General features: G+C 61.0%; 14 protein-coding genes. 10 read left to right on the top strand and 4 right to left on the bottom strand.

Features of this window, described 5'->3' with window-relative positions; genetic code table 11:
* Positions 1-95 precede the first annotated feature (95 nt).
* Together AACY08_RS21860 and AACY08_RS21855 are read left to right on the top strand one after the other, a co-directional pair.
* Positions 96-1,814, top strand: a complete 1,719-nt coding sequence (locus AACY08_RS21860; protein WP_339471371.1) for a C13 family peptidase — start codon at positions 96-98, stop codon at positions 1,812-1,814.
* Positions 1,815-1,843: 29 nt separating this feature from the next.
* Positions 1,844-2,485 (top strand): oxidoreductase, encoded by a 642-nt coding sequence (locus tag AACY08_RS21855; RefSeq protein WP_339471370.1) that lies wholly within the window; start codon positions 1,844-1,846, stop codon positions 2,483-2,485.
* Positions 2,486-2,572: 87 nt separating this feature from the next.
* Here AACY08_RS21855 and AACY08_RS21850 read toward each other — a convergent pair whose 3' ends face one another.
* The 4 genes from AACY08_RS21850 to AACY08_RS21835 are packed head-to-tail and all read right to left on the bottom strand — an operon-like array spanning position 2,573 to position 6,790.
* Entirely contained in the window at positions 2,573-2,857 is a 285-nt protein-coding gene (locus AACY08_RS21850; RefSeq protein WP_065873690.1) for a YceK/YidQ family lipoprotein, read from the bottom strand.
* Positions 2,850-3,479 carry a flavin prenyltransferase UbiX gene (ubiX, locus tag AACY08_RS21845; RefSeq protein WP_003219402.1) on the bottom strand — a complete coding sequence of 210 codons (630 nt, stop codon included), beginning with the start codon at positions 3,477-3,479 and terminating at the stop codon, positions 2,850-2,852. Before ubiX ends, AACY08_RS21850 begins: the two co-directional genes overlap by 8 nt.
* The gene (gene mpl / locus AACY08_RS21840) at positions 3,476-4,825 is read right to left on the bottom strand and encodes a UDP-N-acetylmuramate:L-alanyl-gamma-D-glutamyl-meso-diaminopimelate ligase (RefSeq protein WP_339471369.1); all 1,350 of its coding nucleotides are present in this window, start codon (positions 4,823-4,825) and stop codon (positions 3,476-3,478) included. Before mpl ends, ubiX begins: the two co-directional genes overlap by 4 nt.
* A gap of 57 nt (positions 4,826-4,882) precedes the next feature.
* Positions 4,883-6,790, bottom strand: a complete 1,908-nt coding sequence (locus AACY08_RS21835) for a sigma-54-dependent Fis family transcriptional regulator (protein WP_339471368.1) — start codon at positions 6,788-6,790, stop codon at positions 4,883-4,885.
* A gap of 273 nt (positions 6,791-7,063) precedes the next feature.
* Between AACY08_RS21835 and exaC the strand changes: the two genes are divergently transcribed.
* The 8 genes from exaC to ppa all read left to right on the top strand — a co-directional run bounded on the left by exaC (position 7,064) and on the right by ppa (position 15,442).
* Positions 7,064-8,584 (top strand): acetaldehyde dehydrogenase ExaC, encoded by a 1,521-nt coding sequence (gene exaC, locus AACY08_RS21830; protein WP_339416939.1) that lies wholly within the window; start codon positions 7,064-7,066, stop codon positions 8,582-8,584.
* Between the two features lie 155 nt (positions 8,585-8,739).
* Entirely contained in the window at positions 8,740-10,173 is a 1,434-nt protein-coding gene (gene eat, locus AACY08_RS21825) for an ethanolamine permease (protein WP_339471367.1), read from the top strand.
* Positions 10,174-10,225: 52 nt separating this feature from the next.
* The gene (locus tag AACY08_RS21820; RefSeq protein ID WP_049711356.1) at positions 10,226-11,620 is read left to right on the top strand and encodes an ethanolamine ammonia-lyase subunit EutB; all 1,395 of its coding nucleotides are present in this window, start codon (positions 10,226-10,228) and stop codon (positions 11,618-11,620) included.
* The gene (gene eutC / locus AACY08_RS21815) at positions 11,617-12,450 is read left to right on the top strand and encodes an ethanolamine ammonia-lyase subunit EutC (RefSeq protein WP_339471365.1); all 834 of its coding nucleotides are present in this window, start codon (positions 11,617-11,619) and stop codon (positions 12,448-12,450) included. Before AACY08_RS21820 ends, eutC begins: the two co-directional genes overlap by 4 nt.
* A 92-nt stretch (positions 12,451-12,542) precedes the next feature.
* A complete protein-coding gene (locus AACY08_RS21810) occupies positions 12,543-13,001 on the top strand; it encodes a GNAT family N-acetyltransferase (RefSeq protein ID WP_339416942.1) in 459 nt (152 codons plus the stop codon).
* A gap of 325 nt (positions 13,002-13,326) precedes the next feature.
* Positions 13,327-13,983, top strand: coding sequence for a DedA family protein (locus tag AACY08_RS21805; protein WP_339471364.1), 657 nt, complete (start codon positions 13,327-13,329; stop codon positions 13,981-13,983).
* A gap of 6 nt (positions 13,984-13,989) precedes the next feature.
* Positions 13,990-14,805: a M90 family metallopeptidase gene (locus AACY08_RS21800; RefSeq protein WP_339471362.1), complete on the top strand. Its 816-nt coding sequence runs from the start codon at positions 13,990-13,992 to the stop codon at positions 14,803-14,805.
* A 109-nt stretch (positions 14,806-14,914) separates the two neighbouring features.
* Complete coding sequence (ppa, locus tag AACY08_RS21795; RefSeq protein ID WP_049711351.1) at positions 14,915-15,442, top strand: inorganic diphosphatase; 528 nt, start codon at positions 14,915-14,917, stop codon at positions 15,440-15,442.
* The last annotated feature ends 174 nt before the right edge of the window (positions 15,443-15,616 follow it).

The following is a 15,616-nucleotide window of genomic DNA, read 5'->3' as shown; positions in this document are numbered from 1 at the left end:
GTGGTGAGGGGTAAAACCTCACCACTGTGTATGTAAATTTATGTATGAAACTCGCGGCTGCGGCATACTCGGCGCTCAATTAACCGGATCCCGCTATGCGCCCACTCGCTCCCCTTGCCCTTGCCCTGTTGCTCACCGCTTGCGGAGACGGCGAATCGCTGTTGCCGCCCGATGCGCGCCTGCCCGACGGCGGCCGTTACCGGGGCGATGTGGTCAATGGCTTGCTGCAAGGCCAGGGCCGTGTGGACTACCCCAATGGCAGCTGGTACGCCGGCCAGTTCGACAAAGGTCAATGGCACGGCCAGGGCGAATGGCATGGCAGCAATGGCGAAGTCTATAAAGGTCAGTTCAAACAGGGCCTGTTCGACGGCCAGGGCAGCCTGACCACGGCGGGCAGTCACTATGTGGGCGGTTTCAAGAACGGGCGACGCAACGGCGAAGGCACCCTCAAAGAGGGGCAGATGACCTATCGCGGTGAATTCAAGAACGACCAGTATTCCGGCCTCGGCCGCCTGGAACTGGCCGACGGCAGCCAGTACCAGGGCCAGTTCGCCCACGGCAAGCCGAATGGCGAAGGCCAGCGCAACGATGACAGTGGCAACCAGTTCAGCGGCCATTTCGTCGATGGCCAACTGGAAGGCAACGGCACGTTCAACAGCGCCGACGGCGACATCTATGTCGGCCAGTTCAAACAGAACCAGCTCAACGGCAAAGGCCGCTATGAGAACGCCGACGGCGACGTGTGGATCGGCCAGTTCAAGGAAGGCGCGCTCAGCGGCAAAGGCGAGTTGATTGGCGTCGATGGTAGCCACTACGTGGGTCAGTTCAGCGATTGGCGCTTTACCGGTGAAGGCCGCCTGAACCTCACCGACGGCAGCTTCTATATCGGCGGCTTCGACAGCGACAGCTACCAAGGCAAAGGCACCCTCGTCCTCACCGATGGCACCGTACAGGCCGGCACGTGGGTCAATGGCCTGCGTGTGCGTGATGCCGACGGCAAATTATTGCCCGACCCACTGGAAATCGGCGTGCTGGCCCAGGGCCGCCTGCTGGATACCGCCCTCGCCGAAGTGCCCGCCTCCACCCCCGCCGTGGAGCTGTACACCCTCGCCGTGGCCGGTGACGGCAAACAGAGCGTGTTCCTGCGCGAGGCCGATTACGTCAGCAACCTGCTCGCAACGCGTTTCGGCGCGCGCGGGCAGATTCGCCTGGTCAATCACCGCGACCACATCGCCGACCGCCCCCTGGCCACCCGCGAAAGCCTGCGTCGCGCCGTGCAAACCCTGGCCGAACGCACCGGCCCGGAAGACTTGGTGTTTATTTACATGACCAGCCACGGCACCCACGAACACGAACTGGTGCTGGACCAACCGCGCATGGAACTGGCGGACCTGCCTGCCGATGAACTGGCCGCCGTGATGGCGCCGTTGAAGAACCGCGACAAGATCGTGGTGATTTCCGCCTGCTACTCCGGCGGCTTCATCCCGGCACTGAAAGATGAGCGCACGCTGATCATGACCGCCTCGCGGGCCGACCGTGTGTCCTTCGGTTGTTCCGAGGAAGCCGACTTCACCTACTTCGGCGACGCCCTCTTCGCCCAAGCCTTCAACCAGACCGACGACCTGCAGCAAGCCTTCAAGCTGGCGCAACTGCATGTGGCCGAGCGCGAGCAGGCGGACAGCTTCGAAGCCTCCGAACCGCAGATCTGGGCCCCCAAGGGCGTCATCGCCCATTGGCAATTATTACGCAAACAGCAGGCACGAAAGGCGCTCGAAAGCGTCTCAATGAATAGCAAGGAAGCCAAAGGCAACTAAGCTGTAACGTGTAACGAGGGGGAAACACCATGTACCTGACTCCGCAGCATATCTTGCTCGCTGGCGCCTCCGGCCTCGCCGGCGAACACCTGCTCGACCGCCTGCTCAACGAACCCACCGTGACCCGCGTGCTGGCACCCAGCCGCAAGCCACTGGCCGAACACCCGCACCTGGAAAACCCGGTGGGCGACCCGGCGGTGTTCCTGCCGCAACTGAGCGGCCAGGTGGATATCGCCTTTTGCTGCCTGGGCACGACCATCAAACAGGCGGGCTCCGAAGACGCCTTCCGCGCGGTCGACCTGGACATGGTCGTGGCCTTCGCCAAACGTGCGCGGGAACTGGGCGCGCGACACCTGATCGTGATCAGCGCGATTGGCGCCGACCCGAAGTCCTCGATCTTCTACAACCGCGTCAAAGGCGAAATGGAGGAAGCGTTGAAGGCTCAGGATTGGCCACAACTGACCATCGTGCGACCGTCGCTGTTACTCGGGGAAAGGCTGGAGCCGCGCTTGGCCGAACAGTTGGCCGGACCGTTGTCGCGATTGATTCCGGGGAAATACCGCGGCATTGAAGTGTGCGAACTGGCCCGCGCCATGTGGCGCCTGGCCCTGGAAGAGCAGGATGGGGTACGGGTGGTGGAGTCGGATGAGTTGCGCAAGCTGGGCAAGTAATCCGATTTAACTATCTGGCAGAGATTCAAATGTGGAAGCGGCGGTTCGATGCTCCCACATTAGTTTTGTGCTGCCCTCCAGATAGGGTTAGAGACCACCGGTAGCGTTGAAGCCAACCCCAAGTACCGTCAACACCGACAGCGGCAACAACAGCGTATCGAGCAACGCACTCGCCGGCAGATCCACACCGGGATAGCTCGGCGCCTCGGCACCAAACCTGTCCTTGGCGCAACACCCCCCATTCATCGCATACAGATCCAGGCGCGTACCGGCATACACCACCGGCGCGCCTGGCTTTGCCGCATCCAGCGTGCGCGCAGTGGCGCAGCCCGTCAGATGCAACGCCAGTACGATCAGCAGCGCCTTATTCATCACTGCTCAAATGATGCTCGCCCCAACGCGGCAGCATGTCCTGAGGGATATTCAGCAGGTTGAGAATCCGCGCCACCACAAAATCCACCAAGTCATCGATGGTCTGCGGCTGGTGATAAAAACCGGGCGAGGCCGGCAAAATCGTCACGCCCATGTTCGACAACTTGAGCATGTGCTCCAGGTGAATGCTCGAATACGGCGCTTCACGGGGCACCAGGATCAACTGCCGGCGCTCCTTCAACGTCACGTCTGCTGCGCGTTCGATCAAGTTGTTGCAGGCACCCGTGGCAATTGCCGACAAGGTGCCCGTGGAACACGGCACCACCACCATGGCCGCCGGCGCACCGGAGCCGGAGGCCACGGGCGACATCCAGTCCTCTTTACCGTAAACCTTGATCTGCCCCGCCGCCGCACCGGTGTACTCAGTGAGGAAGGCCTGCATCATCTGCACCTTGGGCGGCAGCGCCACATCGGTCTCGGTGGCCAGCACCAACTGCGCGGCCTTGGAGATCAGGAAGTGCACCTCACGGTCTTCGCGCACCAGGCAGTCCAGCAGGCGCAAACCATAGGGCGCGCCGGACGCACCGGTCATCGCCAGGGTGACGCGCTCTGGGCCGCTCATTTCAGCGCCTCGGCCAGCTTGCCGTGCAGGCCACCGAAGCCGCCGTTGCTCATGACCACCACATGCGTGCCCGGTTTGGCCTGTTGCTTGACGTGCTCAATGATGCCTTCGATGGAGTCACACACGGTGGAGGGCACCGTGCACAGCGCGGCAATCGCCGGCAGGTCCCAGCCAAGGTTGGCCGGCGCGTACCAGACGGCCTCGTCGGCGTCGTTGACGCTTTCCGGCAGGCCATCGCGGTGCGCGCCAAGCTTCATGGAGTTGGAACGCGGCTCGATAATCGCAATGATCGGCACGTCACCGACACGCTTGCGCAGGCCGTCCAAGGTAGTAGCAATGGCCGTTGGGTGGTGGGCAAAGTCGTCGTAGATGGTAATCCCATTCACGTCGGCGACTTTTTCCATACGGCGCTTCACGCTTTTGAAAGCACTCAACGCGGCAATGCCCATGGAAGGCACCACGCCCACATGCCGCGCGGCAGCGAGGGTAACCAAGGCGTTGGCGACGTTGTGCTGGCCGGTCATGTCCCAATCGACAATGCCCTGGGGTTCGCCTTCGAACAGCACTTCAAATCGGGAACCGTCTTCGCTGAGCAGCTTGACCTGCCACTGCCCGCCCGCGCCGGTGGTTTGCACCGGGGTCCAGCAGCCCATCTCGATCACACGCTGCAGCGCCGGCTCGGTGGTTGGGTGGATCACTAGGCCTTCGCTCGGAATGGTGCGCACCAAATGGTGGAACTGACGCTCGATGGCCGGCAGATCAGGAAAGATGTCAGCGTGATCGAACTCCAGGTTATTCAGGATCGCCGTGCGCGGGCGGTAGTGAACGAACTTGGAGCGTTTGTCGAAGAACGCACTGTCGTATTCATCGGCCTCGATCACGAAGAACGGCGTATCGCCCAGGCGCGCCGACACCGAGAAGTTCTGCGGCACGCCGCCGATCAAGAACCCCGGGCTCATGCCCGCATGCTCCAGCACCCAGGCCAGCATGCTACTGGTGGTGGTTTTGCCGTGGGTGCCGGCAACCGCGAGCACCCAACGGCCTTGCAGCACATGGTCCGCCAGCCATTGCGGACCAGACACATAGGGCAAACCTTTATTGAGTACGTATTCGACCGCCGGGTTGCCACGGGACATCGCGTTGCCGATCACCACCAGGTCCGGGACCGGGTCGAATTGCGACGGGTCGTAGCCTTGAGTCAGCTCGATGCCCTGGGCCTCGAGTTGCGTGCTCATGGGTGGGTAAACGTTGGCATCGGAGCCTGTCACGTGATGGCCCAGCTCTTTGGCCAGTACTGCCATCGAGCCCATGAACGTGCCGCAAATACCGAGAATATGAATGTGCATAGTCGACCTCGTAAAACATCGAGGCAGGTTAGCGCAGGGGGGCGAAAATCGCACCTTTTAGCTGAGGGTGTGACGCGCGATGCCGTGCCGGCGCAGCTTTCTATACAGCGTGTTGCGGCTCACGCCCAACTGCTCTGCCGTGTGCGTCATGTGCCACCGCTGTTGCTGCAACGCCGTGAGCAGTGCGAGGCGTTCGGCGTCTTCCAGTGGCGATTCCACAAGCTTGGCCTGCGCAGCTGCCACGGGACGGGCCTGGCGAATCTGCGCGGGCAAGTCCTCAAGGCCGACACGCCCCTCGTCGCACAACGCCACCAGCGTGCGCAATACCGTGCGCAGTTGGCGCACGTTTCCCGGCCAGGCGAATGCCAGCAGCGCCCCACGCGCCGCCGGGTCGAGCGATACGGACTCACCGTTGGCTTCCTGTGCCAGCAGAAATTCGAGCAACTGGGATTTGTCACTGCGCTCGCGCAAAGGCGGCAACCCAACTTCCAGGCCATTGAGCCGGTAGTACAAGTCCTCGCGAAAACTGCCTTCTTGCACACGTTCCAGGAGATTGCGGTGGGTTGCGCTGATAATTCTGACGTTCACCGCCTGGGGCTCACCGCCGAGCGGCACCACCAGCCGATCCTCCAGCACCCTTAATAGACGGGTTTGCAGCGCCAGAGGCATATCGCCGATTTCATCCAGGAACAACGTGCCGCCGTCGGCTTGCTGCAGCTTGCCTTGCATGCCCTCTTTGCGCGCGCCGGTAAAGCTGCCGCCGCGATAGCCGAACAGCTCGCTTTCAATCAGGCTCTCCGGAATCGCCGCGCAGTTGAGCGCAACAAACGCCTTGTCGGCACGCTGGCTGGCCAGGTGCACAGCCTTGGCGAAGGCCTCTTTGCCGGAGCCGGTTTCGCCATTGATCAGTAACGGCACATCGCGCTCGAACACACGCAGCGCCTTGCTGAAACCCAGTTGCAGCGCCGGGTCGCCCAGGCAGATACCGGGCAGGTGCGGGCGCGCCAGCACAACAGGTTTGGCAACGGGCGCCGGCGCGCTGCGCGCCTGGCCACGCAACGCCGCGAACAAATGCCGACCATCACGGGTACGCAACGGCCAACTGGCGGTGGCATTCGCGCTGGCGCGACCGAGCAACTGATCCAGGGAGCACTCGAAAAACGCCTCCACCGGCTGCCCAAGCAAATGGCCACGCAGTTGCCCCAACAGGTTCAGTGCACTCTGGTTGACCGCACAAATCCGCCCCTCGCCATCGAACGCCAGCAGGCCTTCGCTGAACAACCCTACCGACTCCGCCTGCAAGTGGAAGCGCAGCAGCCAGTGGTGTTCAAAGTGACGCAGGAAGTAGCAACTCTCGATCATCTTCGCCGACAGGTTCACCAGTGCCATGGTGTGGAACTGGCTCTGGCGCGACACTGCTTCCCGCGCCGACGACACATCCAGCACGGCCAGCAGGTCGCCGTGGGGGTCGAACACCGGGCTCGCCGAACAGGTCAGCCCCGTGTGACGGCCACGAAAATGCTCATCGCGATGAATGGTCAGGGACTGGCGCTCAACCAGGCAGGTGCCGATGCCGTTGGTGCCTTCGCAGGCTTCGCTCCAATCAGCGCCCAGCCAGAGCCCGGCGCGCTCGAAGATCTTGCGCTCGGACGGCGCAGTGACGCAGTTGAGGATCACCCCGCGCGCGTCAGTCAATAACACCGCATGCCCGGCACCGGAGAGTTGCTGATGCAGGCTATTCATCTCGCTGCCGGCGATGTGCAGCACCTGCTGCAGGCGCTCGCGACTTTCCAGCAAGCGACCATGTTCAAGCACAGTGGGTGCAATGGTTTGCGCAGGGTCAAGGTGGTAGTCCTCCAGGCAACGCAGCCAGGAGCGAGCGATGGAAGGATCGCTGGACGGGTCGCGGCCATGCGCCACGGTCAGAACCTGTTGGGCATGGCGACTGAATTGATCGTTTTGCATTTCTTATTATTCTCCCTGCGTGAGAGCGCCCAGCATCCCCCAGCCATCCAGGCATTGCAATCCCGGGCCGACCCACCGGTCACAGGCTGTACCGCTTGTGGCACAAACTGTCACATAACCTGTATCAGCCCTGCCACAGCAGCGCCTTGCAATAATGCACAACCCCTTGATTTGCATGGCGTGCAAAGCGGTGGCCCAACCTTTGCTCTACGCTTTATTACGCGCTTGCTGCGCTGCACTCCGAATAAACATAAAAGCCAGGAGATACCCACCATGCGTTATGCACACCCCGGTACTGAAGGCGCCGTCGTTTCGTTCAAGGCCAAGTACGGCAACTACATCGGTGGCGAATTTGTTGCGCCGGTCGACGGCAACTATTTCACCAACATCTCGCCGGTTAACGGCAAGCCTATCGCCGAATTCCCGCGTTCCACTGCCAAAGACATCGATAAAGCACTGGACGCCGCCCACGCTGCCGCCGACGCCTGGGGCAAGACCTCGGCCCAAGACCGCTCGCTGGTCCTGCTGAAAATCGCCGACCGCATCGAACAGAACCTCGAACTGCTGGCCATCACCGAAACCTGGGACAACGGCAAGGCCGTGCGTGAAACCCTGAACGCCGACATCCCGCTGGCCGCCGACCACTTCCGTTACTTCGCCGGCTGCATCCGCGCCCAGGAAGGCTCCAGCGCCGAGATCAACGAACACACGGCGTCCTACCACTTCCATGAGCCGCTGGGCGTGGTCGGCCAGATCATCCCGTGGAACTTCCCGCTGCTGATGGCTGCGTGGAAACTCGCCCCGGCCCTGGCCGCCGGCAACTGCGTGGTGCTCAAGCCTGCCGAGCAAACCCCGCTGGGCATCAGCGTGCTGATGGAATTGATCGGCGACCTGCTGCCACCGGGCGTGCTGAACGTGGTGCACGGTTTCGGTAAAGAAGCCGGTGAAGCCCTGGCCACCAGCAAACGCATTGCCAAGATTGCCTTCACTGGCTCTACGCCTGTGGGCTCGCACATCATGAAATGTGCTGCGGAGAACATCATTCCGTCGACTGTTGAGCTGGGCGGCAAGTCGCCGAACATCTTCTTTGCCGACATCATGAAAGCCGAGCCTTCCTTTATTGAAAAGGCCGCTGAAGGCCTGGTGCTGGCGTTCTTCAACCAGGGCGAAGTGTGCACCTGCCCATCCCGCGCGCTGGTGGAAGAGTCGATCTACGACGACTTCATGAAAGTGGTCATGAAGAAAGTCGAGCAGATTAAACGCGGCGACCCGCTCGACACTGACACCATGGTCGGCGCCCAGGCGTCCGAGCAGCAGTTCGACAAGATCCTGTCCTACCTGGAAATCGCCAAGGGCGAAGGCGCGCAACTGCTGACGGGCGGCAAAGTCGAGAAGCTCGAAGGTGATATGGCTGGCGGTTATTACATCCAGCCGACCCTGCTCAAGGGCACCAACGAAATGCGTGTGTTCCAGGAAGAAATCTTCGGGCCGGTGGTGAGCATCACCACCTTCAAGGACGAAGCCGAAGCCCTGGCGATTGCCAACGACACCGAGTTCGGCCTGGGTGCCGGCGTGTGGACCCGCGACATCAACCGCGCCTACCGCATGGGCCGCGCGATCAAGGCGGGCCGCGTGTGGACCAACTGCTACCACTTGTACCCGGCGCATGCGGCGTTCGGCGGTTACAAGAAGTCCGGCGTGGGGCGTGAGACGCACAAGATGATGTTGGATCATTATCAGCAGACTAAAAACCTGCTGGTGAGTTACGACATTAATCCACTTGGCTTCTTCTAACTTAGCCTTCTAGCAGGCAACCCGCTCTCAACTTGAAATGCGATCAAGTGTGGGAGCTGGCTTGCCAGCTCTCAACTTGAACTTCGCAAGTAGCGGCTACCTCATTCGGCACAAAGAGGCCGGGTTAAAAACAATAACAACGAAAGGTACTTCTTATGCCTAGCGAACCCACTGGATCCTCCGTCGACTTCGAAAAAGTCGGCACCGACTACTTCCAACAACGCGAACTTAAAAAAGGCGCCGCCGGCTGGGTGCTGCTGGTCGGCCTCGGCGTTGCCTATGTCATCTCCGGCGACTACGCCGGCTGGAACTTCGGCCTGGCCCAGGGTGGCTGGGGCGGGATGTTCCTGGCCACCTTGCTGATGGCCACCATGTACCTGTGCATGTGCTTTTCCCTGGCCGAACTGTCTTCGATGATCCCTACCGCCGGCGGTGGCTACGGCTTTGCCCGCAGCGCCTTTGGCCCTTGGGGCGGGTTCCTCACGGGCACCGCGATCCTGATCGAATACGCCATCGCCCCCGCCGCCATTGCGGTATTTATCGGCGCGTATTGCGAGTCGCTATTCGGCATCGGCGGCTGGATGATTTACCTGGCGTTCTACATCATCTTTATCGGCATCCACATCTTTGGTGTCGGTGAAGCCCTGAAGCTGATGTTTGTGATTACTGCCGTCGCCGCGATTGCCCTGGGCGTGTTTCTGGTGGCCATGGTGCCGCACTTCAACGTCGCCAACCTGCTGGATGTCCCGGTAACCGAAGCCAAAGGCGCCAGCACCTTCCTGCCATTCGGCTATGTGGGTGTGTGGGCGGCAATTCCCTATGCCATCTGGTTTTTCCTCGCGGTCGAGGGCGTGCCGCTGGCCGCCGAAGAAACCAAAAACCCGAAACGCGACCTGCCGCGCGGCCTGATCGGCGCCATTGTGGTGCTGACCAGTTTTGCCCTGCTGATCCTGGTGATCGCACCGGGCGGCGCCGGCACTTACGCGCTGATCAAGTCCGGCAACCCGCTGGTTGAAGCGCTGGCCTTGGCCTACGGCGGCTCCACGTGGATGGGCGGCTTCGTCAACCTGGTTGGCCTGGCTGGTCTGATCGCGAGCTTTTTCTCGATCATCTATGCCTATTCGCGGCAGATCTTCGCCTTGTCCCGCGCTGGTTACCTGCCACGCAAACTGTCCCAGACCAACAAAAGCAAGGCGCCGGTGCTGGCACTGGTGATCCCTGGCATCATCGGTTTTGGCTTGTCGCTGACCGGCCAGGGGGATTTGCTCATCCTGGTGGCGGTGTTTGGCGCGACGATTTCCTACGTGCTGATGATGGCCGCGCACATCACCCTGCGCATCCGTCGCCCCAAAATGGACCGTCCGTACCGCACGCCCGGTGGCATCTTCACGTCAGGCGTTGCACTGGTACTGGCCTGCGTGGCCGTGGTGGCGGGCTTTCTGGTGGATCCACGGGTGGTGATTGGCGCCGCGATCATCTATGGAGTATTAATTGCTTACTTTGCTTTCTACAGCCGGCATCACTTGGTAGCAGGCACGCCCGAAGAGGAATTCGCGGCGATCCAGGCCGCAGAGGCCGCCTTGCACTAAATGCCGTAAACCTCGACGCGGGCAGCAGCCCGCGTCGTCAAGGAGACACTGTATGGCAAGCTTTTCCCACGCGGTAGGTGCACAAACCTACCGCTTCGACAGCCTCAAGGACGTGATGGCCAAGGCCAGTCCCGCACGTTCCGGGGACTTTCTCGCCGGCGTCGCTGCACAGAACGACGGCGAACGGGTGGCCGCGCAGATGGCGTTGGCGAATATCCCGCTGAAACACTTCCTGGAAGAAGTGCTGATTCCATATGAAAGCGACGAAGTCACCCGACTGATTATTGACACCCACGATAAACAGGCGTTTACGGCGGTCAGCCACCTGACCGTCGGCGGCCTGCGCGACTGGCTGCTCAGCGACGCCGCCGATGAACAATCCCTACGCGCATTGGCGCCAGGGCTGACACCGGAAATGGCGGCCGCCGTGTCCAAGATCATGCGCGTGCAGGACCTGGTGCTGGTGGCGCAGAAGATCCGCGTGGTCACGCAGTTTCGCGGCACCATGGGCCTGCGCGGGCGGCTATCCACACGGCTGCAACCCAACCATCCGACGGACGAACCAGCAGGTATCGCGGCGAGCATCCTTGATGGCCTGCTCTACGGCAACGGCGACGCCATGATCGGGATCAACCCGGCCACCGACAGTATCGCCTCGATCTGCGCCATGCTGGAAATGCTCGACGCGATTATCCAGCGCTATGAGATCCCGACCCAGGCCTGCGTGCTGACCCACGTCACCACCTCCATCGAAGCGATCAACCGTGGCGTGCCGCTCGACCTGGTGTTTCAGTCGATTGCCGGCACCGAGGCCGCCAACGCCAGTTTCGGCATCAGCTTGAGTGTGCTGCAGGAAGGTTACGACGCGGGTTTGAGCCTCAATCGCGGCACGCTGGGCCAGAACCTGATGTATTTCGAAACTGGCCAGGGCAGTGCCTTGTCGGCCAACGCGCACTTTGGCGTCGACCAGCAAACCTGCGAAACCCGCGCCTATGCAGTGGCGCGGCACTTCAAGCCGTTCCTGGTGAACACCGTGGTCGGTTTTATCGGCCCCGAGTACCTGTACAACGGCAAGCAAATCATTCGCGCTGGCCTGGAAGACCACTTCTGCGGCAAGCTGCTGGGCGTGCCGATGGGTTGCGATATCTGCTACACCAACCACGCCGAAGCCGACCAGGATGACATGGACACCCTGCTGACCCTGTTGGGCGTGGCCGGGATCAACTTCATCATGGGCATCCCCGGTTCCGACGACATCATGCTCAACTACCAGACCACCTCGTTCCACGACGCCTTGTACGCCCGTCAGACCCTGGGGTTAAAACCGGCGCCGGAGTTTGAACAGTGGCTGGCGAAGATGGGCATCTTCACGCAAGCCGACGGCAAGGTGCGCTTCGGCAACAGCTTGCCACCGGCGTTTCGCCAAGCCTTGGCGCAACTGGGATGAAGGAGCCGCCCGTGCAACTAGACCTGCCTGACAACCCATGGCTGGAACTGCGCCGCCTGACGCCGGCGCGTATTGCCCTGGGCCGAACCGGCACCAGCATCCCCACCAGCGCGCAATTGGACTTCCAATATGCTCACGCCCAGGCGCGGGACGCGGTGCACCTGCCCTTCGACCACGCGGGCCTGAGCAGTCAACTGGCAGAACGCGGACGCGATAGTTTGTTACTGCACAGCGCTGCTGCCGACCGGCACAGCTACCTGCAACGCCCGGATTTAGGGCGGCGCCTCAGTGATGAGTCGGCCCAGGCACTGCGCGACCATGCCTCGGCCAATCCCGGCGGTGTGGACCTGGCGGTGGTGGTAGCCGATGGTTTATCGGCGCTGGCGGTGCATAAACACACCCTGGCGTTTCTTGCACGCATGGAGGAACAAACCCACGCTGAAGGCTGGTCTTTGTCGCCCGTCATTTTGGTGGAGCAAGGCCGCGTGGCGGTGGCGGATGAAATCGGGCAATTGCTCGGTGCCAGGATGGTGGTGATCCTGATTGGCGAACGGCCAGGGCTCAGCTCGCCGGACAGCCTGGGGCTGTATTTCACCTACAACCCCAAAGTGGGCCTTACTGACGCCTATCGCAATTGCATCTCCAACGTACGCCTGGAAGGACTGAGTTACGGCATGGCGGCCCATCGCCTGCTGTATCTGATGCGAGAGGCGTGTCGTCGGCAGCTGTCGGGGGTCAATCTCAAGGACGAAGCGCAGGTTCAGACAATCGAATCCGACGATCCGGACCTGATGAAAGGCAATTTCCTGCTCAGTTCACCGGATGACTGATTGATGGGCGATTGCGCTTTTTCACGCCATTAGGCAGCATCGAGTCACGGCCGCTTGCGTGGTCATACCCAATCTGGAAGTTGAGGCCTGGCATGCGGATTACTCAAGCGACCCTGGAACACCTGGACCTGTTGACCCCGTTGTTCGTCAAGTACCGCGAGTTTTATGGCGCCTTGCCCTTCCCGGACTCCTCACGGGCCTTTCTGGAAAAACGCCTGCGCCGCAAGGAGTCGGTGATTTACCTGGCCCTGGCGGACGATGACGATAAAAAGCTGCTTGGATTTTGCCAGCTGTACCCCAGCTATTCGTCGCTGTCGCTGAAGCGGGTGTGGATTCTTAATGACATCTACGTGGCGGAAGACGCGCGCCGCCAGTTGGTGGCGGATAACCTGATGCGCACGGCGAAGAAGATGGCCAAGGAGACATATGCGGTGCGGATGCGGGTGTCGACCAGCAGTGACAATGAAGTGGCGCAGAAGACCTATGAGTCGATCGGGTTCCGTGAGGACACTGAATTCAAGAACTACACGCTGCCGATCAGTGAAGATTAACCAAACACCACAGACCTAATGTGGGAGCTGGCTTGCCTGCGATAGCGGCGGGCCAGTTGGCCATGCATTGGCTGACACTCCGCTATCGCAGGCAAGCCAGCTCCCACACAAGCTCTGCTCCCACAATTGGACATTCGATAACATTCAGACCGTAGCCCAGCATTTGCGCGACATCCCCCGCTACAAAACCAACACGCTTTTCACCACTCTATCCGTATAATGCGCACCTTTCAGGGTTGTAAGAAATGCGGCATACACTTGTAGCCTTATTACCCGAGCTTCCGCACAGGCCTGCAGAGCCGGGCCATTCACACAGGTGCCATCCATGGATTTCAACCCGCTCGACCTTATCTTGCATCTCGATGTTTACCTCGACCTGCTGGTAACCAATTACGGTCCGTGGATCTACGCCATTCTGTTTCTGGTCATTTTTTGCGAAACCGGCCTGGTGGTCATGCCGTTCCTGCCCGGTGATTCGTTGCTGTTTATCGCCGGTGCCGTGGCCGCTGGTGGTGGCATGGACCCGGTCTTGCTGGGCGGCCTGTTGATGCTGGCGGCGATTCTTGGCGACAGTACCAATTACGTCATCGGGCGAACGGTGGGCGAACGCTTGTTCAACAACCCCAACTCGAAAATCTTCCGTCGCGATTACCTGCAAAAAACCCATGATTTCTATGACAAGCACGGCGGCAAAACCGTGACCCTGGCGCGCTTCCTGCCAATCCTGCGCACCTTCGCGCCGTTCGTCGCCGGCATCGCGAAAATGCCCTACGCACGGTTCTTTGGTTTCAGCCTGCTGGGCACCATCCTCTGGGTGGGCGGCTTGGTCACCTTGGGCTACTTCTTTGGCAACGTGCCGTTCATCAAGAAAAACCTGTCGCTGCTGGTGGTGTTTATCATCCTGCTGTCGCTGGTGCCGATGATCATTGGTGTATTGCGCAGCCGTTTTGGCCGCTCCTCCTCCGAAGCCAAGTCGCAGTAAGCGACGATGTGGTCCCTCAGCGCCTGGCGTCGCCAGCGCTTGCTGGCCAGGCACCCGATTGCCGAGGAGACCTGGCAGCGGGTGCGCCAGCACCTGACCTTCCTCGACGGCATCGCTGCGGAGCAGGACCAGTGGCTGCGCGAAGCCTGCGTGGTGTTCCTCGCCGAAAAACACCTCACCGCCCTGCCCGGCGTCGAACTGCACCAGGAACAACGCCTGCTGCTCGCCGCTCAGGCGCAACTGCCGCTGATGAACCTCGGCGACCTCGATTGGTACCAAGGCTTCCACGAAATCGTGCTGTACCCCGACGACTTCATCAGCCCCCAGCGCCATCGCGACAGCAGCGGCATCGAACACGAATGGGACGGCGAACACAGCGGCGAAGCCTGGCAACAAGGCCCGATCATCCTCGCCTGGCCCGGCGTACTCGCCAGCGGCCACTGGGAAGGCTACAACCTGGTGATCCACGAACTGGCGCACAAGCTCGACATGCTCAACGGCGACGCCAACGGCCTGCCACCGCTGCACCACGACATGCGCGTGCAGGATTGGGCCAGCGTGATGCAAAGCGCCTACGACGACCTCAATCGCCAGCTGGACGCCAACCCGGACGCCGACACCGAGATCGACCCCTACGCCGCCGAAAACCCGGCGGAATTCTTTGCCGTCACCAGCGAATATTTTTTCAGCGCCCCGGATTTGCTGGTGAACAGTTATCCACAGGTGTACGCGCAACTCAGCCGCTTTTATCGCCAGGATCCCTTGGCCCGCCTCACCGAACTGCAGGCCAGCGACCCACGTTATCAGCCACAAGGCGAATGACCGTACGACGTCTGGTGCATGGCATCAGCGTCAGAATGTGCCTATAATCGCCGCCACTTTTAGGCCAATCCGGCCAAGTTTCTTGGCCAATTAACGGGGGCAACGCCCAATGAGCTACAGCAAGATTCCGGCTGGCAAAGACCTGCCGAACGACATCTACGTCGCCATCGAGATTCCGGCCAACCACGCGCCGATCAAATACGAAATCGACAAAGACAGCGACTGCCTGTTCGTTGACCGTTTCATGGCCACCCCGATGTTCTACCCGGCCAACTACGGTTTCATCCCGAACACCCTGGCTGACGACGGTGACCCCCTCGACGTGCTGGTTGTAACCCCTTACCCGGTTACCCCAGGCTCGGTTATCCGCGCACGCCCAGTCGGCATCCTGAACATGACCGACGACGGCGGCGGCGACGCCAAAGTAATCGCAGTGCCACACGACAAGCTGTCCCAGCTGTACGTGGACGTGAAGGAATACACCGACCTGCCGCCCCTGTTGCTGGAGCAGATCAAACACTTCTTCGAGAACTACAAAGACCTCGAAAAAGGCAAATGGGTGAAGATCGACGGTTGGGGCGACGCAGAAGCCGCTCGTGCCGAAATCATGAAGTCGGTCGCGGCCTACAAAGGCTGATACCTGCTCCTCATTGCCTCGGCAATTGAAAAAGCCCCGATCATTCGGGTAATGCTGTTCACTTAAGCGGAGCAGCCTTACGATCCACCGGAAACCGGGTCTTTGATATCTTCACCGTCCTGGGTCTCGAAGGCCTTGGACGGTGGTTCAGAAACATCCCTCCAACACCCGCCC

The organism is Pseudomonas sp. EL_65y_Pfl1_R83 (assembly GCF_963970695.1).
In the GTDB taxonomy this organism is placed as follows: Bacteria; Pseudomonadota; Gammaproteobacteria; order Pseudomonadales; family Pseudomonadaceae; genus Aquipseudomonas; species Aquipseudomonas tritici.
The sequence above is the reverse complement of the archived record's forward strand: the minus strand, read 5'-3'. Positions and strand labels throughout refer to the sequence as shown.